Annotated in this window: 5 protein-coding genes; 4 read left to right on the top strand and 1 reads right to left on the bottom strand. The window is 70.9% G+C overall.

Annotation, left to right across the window (positions count from 1 at the left end):
* Positions 1–350: 350 nt before the first annotated feature.
* Positions 351–542 (top strand): helix-turn-helix transcriptional regulator, encoded by a 192-nt coding sequence (locus ACWDCZ_RS39215; RefSeq protein ID WP_074003094.1) that lies wholly within the window; start codon positions 351–353, stop codon positions 540–542.
* Between the two features lie 50 nt (positions 543–592).
* On the opposite strand, the gene ACWDCZ_RS39210 is transcribed toward ACWDCZ_RS39215, so the two are convergent.
* Entirely contained in the window at positions 593–1,747 is a 1,155-nt protein-coding gene (locus tag ACWDCZ_RS39210) for a tyrosine-type recombinase/integrase (protein ID WP_387977042.1), read from the bottom strand.
* Between the two features lie 505 nt (positions 1,748–2,252).
* Here ACWDCZ_RS39210 and ACWDCZ_RS39205 point away from each other — a divergent pair.
* The 3 genes from ACWDCZ_RS39205 to ACWDCZ_RS39195 form a co-directional block, all read left to right on the top strand.
* Positions 2,253–2,657 (top strand): rhodanese-like domain-containing protein, encoded by a 405-nt coding sequence (locus ACWDCZ_RS39205; protein ID WP_449818458.1) that lies wholly within the window; start codon positions 2,253–2,255, stop codon positions 2,655–2,657.
* Positions 2,654–3,403, top strand: a complete 750-nt coding sequence (locus tag ACWDCZ_RS39200) for a sulfite exporter TauE/SafE family protein (RefSeq protein ID WP_387977037.1) — start codon at positions 2,654–2,656, stop codon at positions 3,401–3,403. Before ACWDCZ_RS39205 ends, ACWDCZ_RS39200 begins: the two co-directional genes overlap by 4 nt.
* Before the next feature lie 83 nt (positions 3,404–3,486).
* On the top strand, positions 3,487–3,988 hold a 502-nt coding region (locus tag ACWDCZ_RS39195; protein WP_449818457.1), incomplete at its 3' end, for a rhodanese-like domain-containing protein.

The raw sequence follows: 3,988 nt of genomic DNA, 5'->3' as shown, positions 1-3,988 counted from the left end.
ACTCGTCGACATCCCGGCGGGGGTCGACGATCACGGCCTGGCCGGTGCGCTCGTCGGCGATCAGGTACGAGGCCTGGGAGAGGCAGTCGAGGTAGTACTGGCTGAAGATCACGGGATTTCTCCTCGTCGGGTCTGACAGGCTGGCTCTATGTCGAGTGTACCCCCGGGGGTATTTTATCGACGCAATCGAGGCGCTCGCGATCTGCCGCGTGAACTCCGACGCCACTGCCCCAGGCCACTGGAAGCGGCCCTCCTTCGGGCGCTATCACGCGGCGGCGGCGCGGCCAAACTGCCTTTCTCCATGGATAGTTCAGGCTCCGCGAGTTCGACCGATCACCCAGGAGGAGCCCGTGCCCGAGCACTTCATGAGCGTCAAGCAGACTGCCGAGTACCTGAACATGTCCGTAGCGTGGGTATACCGGGACGCTCCTCGGGTGGGACTCGTTCCCTACCGATTCGGTGGTGGGCGGAACGCGAAGCTGCAGTTCAAGGTGTCGGAGGTGCATGCCTGGGTGAGGCAGCAGCGGTTGTCCGGCGCCTGAGCCGGCGGTGCAAGTGCGGGCCTGCCCATGACGGGCAGACCCGCACTCGTTCACGCGGCCAGACCGAGGTCCAGGACCTGCGCCGCGCGGCTGATGGAGCCGGGCATGAGGTGGCGGTAGATCTTGAAGGTGATCTCGATGTTGCGGTGGCCCATCCACTCCGCGACGTCGGTGATCGGGATGTTGTTGCTGAGGCAGTTCGACGCGAAGAAGTGGCGCAGGCCGTAGAGGACCATGCCCTCGGGGATGTCGGCCTGCCCGGAGGCCCTGATCCTCTGCCACTGGTTGTGGATGACGTGGTGCGGCATGGCCAGACCGATGTCCTTGGGATTGCGCAGAAGGTAGCCGTCCACGGTCCCGTACGTGTCCGCATACCGCTCGATGGCCTGCTTGGTGCGTGTCGGCAGCGGCACGTCGCGGTACTCGCCGACCTTGCGGTGCTTCAGGCGCGCGTAGGTCTTGGTCGCCTGGTTGACCTGCTCGGTGACGCGGTAGACGTCATCGGCGACGATGTTGTTGATATTGACGGCGAATGCCTCGCCATTGCGCAAGCCGCAGCCACTCATGAGTTCCGCGACCAGGCGGAAGGCGTCGTCACCCGTGCTCCGGATCTCCTGCAGTTGAGCGAGAGAGGGGATCACCACCCGCTCCGGGTCGTACTGGGGAGGCTGGACACCGTTCATCGGGCTGTCCTCGTAGAGGCCCAGCCTGTGCGCGTCCAGCAGGATGGTCTTCAGCCTGACGAAGGCATTGGTCTGGGCGGCCAGGCCGACACCGTTCCGCTCCATGGTCTCGACGAACGCTTCCACGACCTTGTGGTCGAACGTGCCCATGCGACGACTGCCGAATGCCGGGAGAAGGTGGTTCTTCAGGATGGAGTCGATGTTCCGCAACGACGTCGGGCTCTGGTGGCGCTGACCCTTCAGCCACTCGGCGGTGTAGACCGCGAACTGCATGCTGCCGTACTTCTTGATGCGGTCCGCCTTCTGCTGGCTCTGCGGGGAGTTCTTCCGCGCGTGGTAGACCTCGGCGAGGCGGGCCTTGGCCTTCTCCTGGTTGGCGAAGCCTGACTCCTCGGTCTGCCGCCCCACTGCGTTGCGGTACCTGATCTTGTACTCGTGCGGGCACTTGCTCCAGCGGGACTCCGGATGCTCGCACTCCTTGAAGAAGCTGCCCATGCCGCGGGTGAGGCCTGTGGTCGCCATCTGACTGGTACCTCCGGGAATCCTGCTGACCTTTTGCTGACCCCGGATGGTCGATCATGCCCCTGAGCTGGGCAGAAACGTCAGACTCGTGATAACTGGGCGAAGTACACGGGGGACCTTCCTGGGCGGCATAGGACTGGGGCTCGGGGCCGGGCGGTGCGGGGGTGGGCGGCTCGTAGGCCTGGGCGGTGTCGGGCGCCGCAGTGCCACTCCGATACCCCCCTCGGTATATTTGCGAGCATACGGCTACCTGAGCCGATACGGGTCGGGGTATCGCCGAACGATTTCGATAATACCCCCGGGGGTACTATGGTGAGGCACCGAGGGGCCGGCCACCGCCTCCGGGCCAGGTACGGGCCAGGTACCGGCGGGGCCGAGGACGCACCGGTCATGCCACGCACCCGGCACACCACCCGCACCGGGCCACCGGGCCCGTACGGACGCCCGCGCCGCCCCCCGACCCGCCGGACCACTGCGGTCCGGTCTGCACCACTGGAGACACCTCATGCCCTTGCTGCCGCACGCCCACGGGCCCTACGCCCGCCGGCCCGACGCCCACGGACCGGGCACCCCCGGGCGGACCACCCCCGCCGAGGCCCACGAGCTCGCCCGCACCGGCACCGCCGTCCTGCTGGACGTCCGGGAGGCCGCCGAGTTCGCCGCCGGACACGCCCCCGGCGCGCTGCACCAGCCGTTGATCGGGCTGGCCGCCGGTGTCCCGCTGCCGGCCGAGGCCGCCGGGCGGACCGTGCTGGCGATCTGCCGCTCCGGCAACCGCTCCCAGCGCGCGGCGGAGCTGCTCGCACAGCGCGGCGTCGAGGCGCTGAACGTGGTCGGCGGCATGGGCGCCTGGGCGCTGGCCGGGCTGCCGGTCACCACGCCCGACGGCGGCGCCGGGCATGTGATATGACCACGCTGATCCTGGCGCTCGCCGCCGGTGCGGTGGTCGGGCTCGCCCTGGGCGGGCTGGGCGGCGGCGGCAGCATGCTCGCCGTCCCCGCCCTGGTCTACCTGCTGGGCTTCAGCCCGGCGCTGGCCACCACGGCCAGCCTGGTGATCGTCGCCGCGACCTCGCTGACCGGGCTGCTCGCCCACGCCCGGGCGGGCCGGGTCCGCTGGCGCACCGGCGCGCTGTTCGCCGCCGCCGGGCTGCCCGCCGCCATGGCCGCCGGGGCGCTGTCCGCCCATCTGCCGGGCGCGCTGCTGACCGGTGCCTTCTCGGTGCTGGCGGCGCTCGCGGCCTGGCGGATGCTGAAGCCGCCCGCGAAGAACGCACAGGAACGTTCCGGCGCCGGAGTCGGCCGCTCCACGGCGGCGGGCGCCGGGCTCGGCGCCGTCACCGGACTGCTCGGTGTCGGCGGCGGCTTCCTCGCCGTACCGGCCCTGGTCTCGGTGCTCGCCTTCACCATGGCCGAGGCCGTCGGCACCAGCCTGCTGGTCATCACCGCCAACTCGCTCGCCGCCCTGCTGCCCCGCCTCGGCTCGGCCGGGGCGATCGACTGGGCCGTGGCCGCCCCCTTCACCGGGGCCGCGATCCTCGGCGCCTGGGACGGCAAGCGGCTGGCCGACAAGCTCAGCGGGCGAACCCTCCAGAAGGCCTTCGCCGTCGCCCTGCTCGCCGTCGCCGCGCTGATGCTCATCACCACGGTGAGCTGATCACCCCGGCGAGCCGACCCCCGAACCCTCCCCCACCACACGCACCGCACCGACACCCCTTCCCGAGAGGACCTCCCACTCCCATGACCACGCCGCTGACCGTCGAGCAGCTCCAGCCCCGCCTCGGCCTGCTCACCCTCATCGACGTCCGCTCCCCCGGCGAGTACGCCGCCGGCCACATCCCCGGCGCCCTGAACGTCCCGCTCGACCAGCTCGACCGCGCCCTGCCCGCGCTGCGCGAGGCCGCCGGGCAGGGCGAGATCGCCGTGGTCTGCGCCGCCGGGCCGCGCGCCGACAACGCCTGCCGCGTGCTGGCCGACGCCGGCATCCCGACCCTCACCCTGGCCGGTGGCACCAATGCCTGGGCGAGCGCCGGGCGGCCGCTGGACCAGGTGGCCGGCGCCCGCCGGGTGTGGGCGCTGGACCGCCAGGTCCGCCTGGTGGCCGGCTCGCTGGTGCTGGCCGGCGTGCTGGTCGACCTCGCCCTGCCGGGTGCCCGCTGGGTCTCCGCCGCCGTCGGCGGCGGGCTGGCCTTCTCCGCGCTGACCAACACCTGCGCGATGGGCTCGATGCTCTCCAAGCTCC

This window comes from Kitasatospora sp. NPDC001225, assembly GCF_053597855.1.
Note: the sequence above shows the minus strand (reverse complement) of the source record. Positions and strands in the feature narration are given on the sequence as shown.

Excerpts from the sequence above, each read along its gene's own strand:
- ACWDCZ_RS39210 (WP_387977042.1), bottom strand. The coding sequence starts at position 1,747 with ATGGCGACCACAGGCCTCACCCGCGGCATGGGCAGCTTCTTCAAGGAG.
- ACWDCZ_RS39205 (WP_449818458.1), top strand. The coding sequence starts at position 2,253 with ATGCCCTTGCTGCCGCACGCCCACGGGCCCTACGCCCGCCGGCCCGAC.
- ACWDCZ_RS39200 (WP_387977037.1), top strand. The coding sequence starts at position 2,654 with ATGACCACGCTGATCCTGGCGCTCGCCGCCGGTGCGGTGGTCGGGCTC.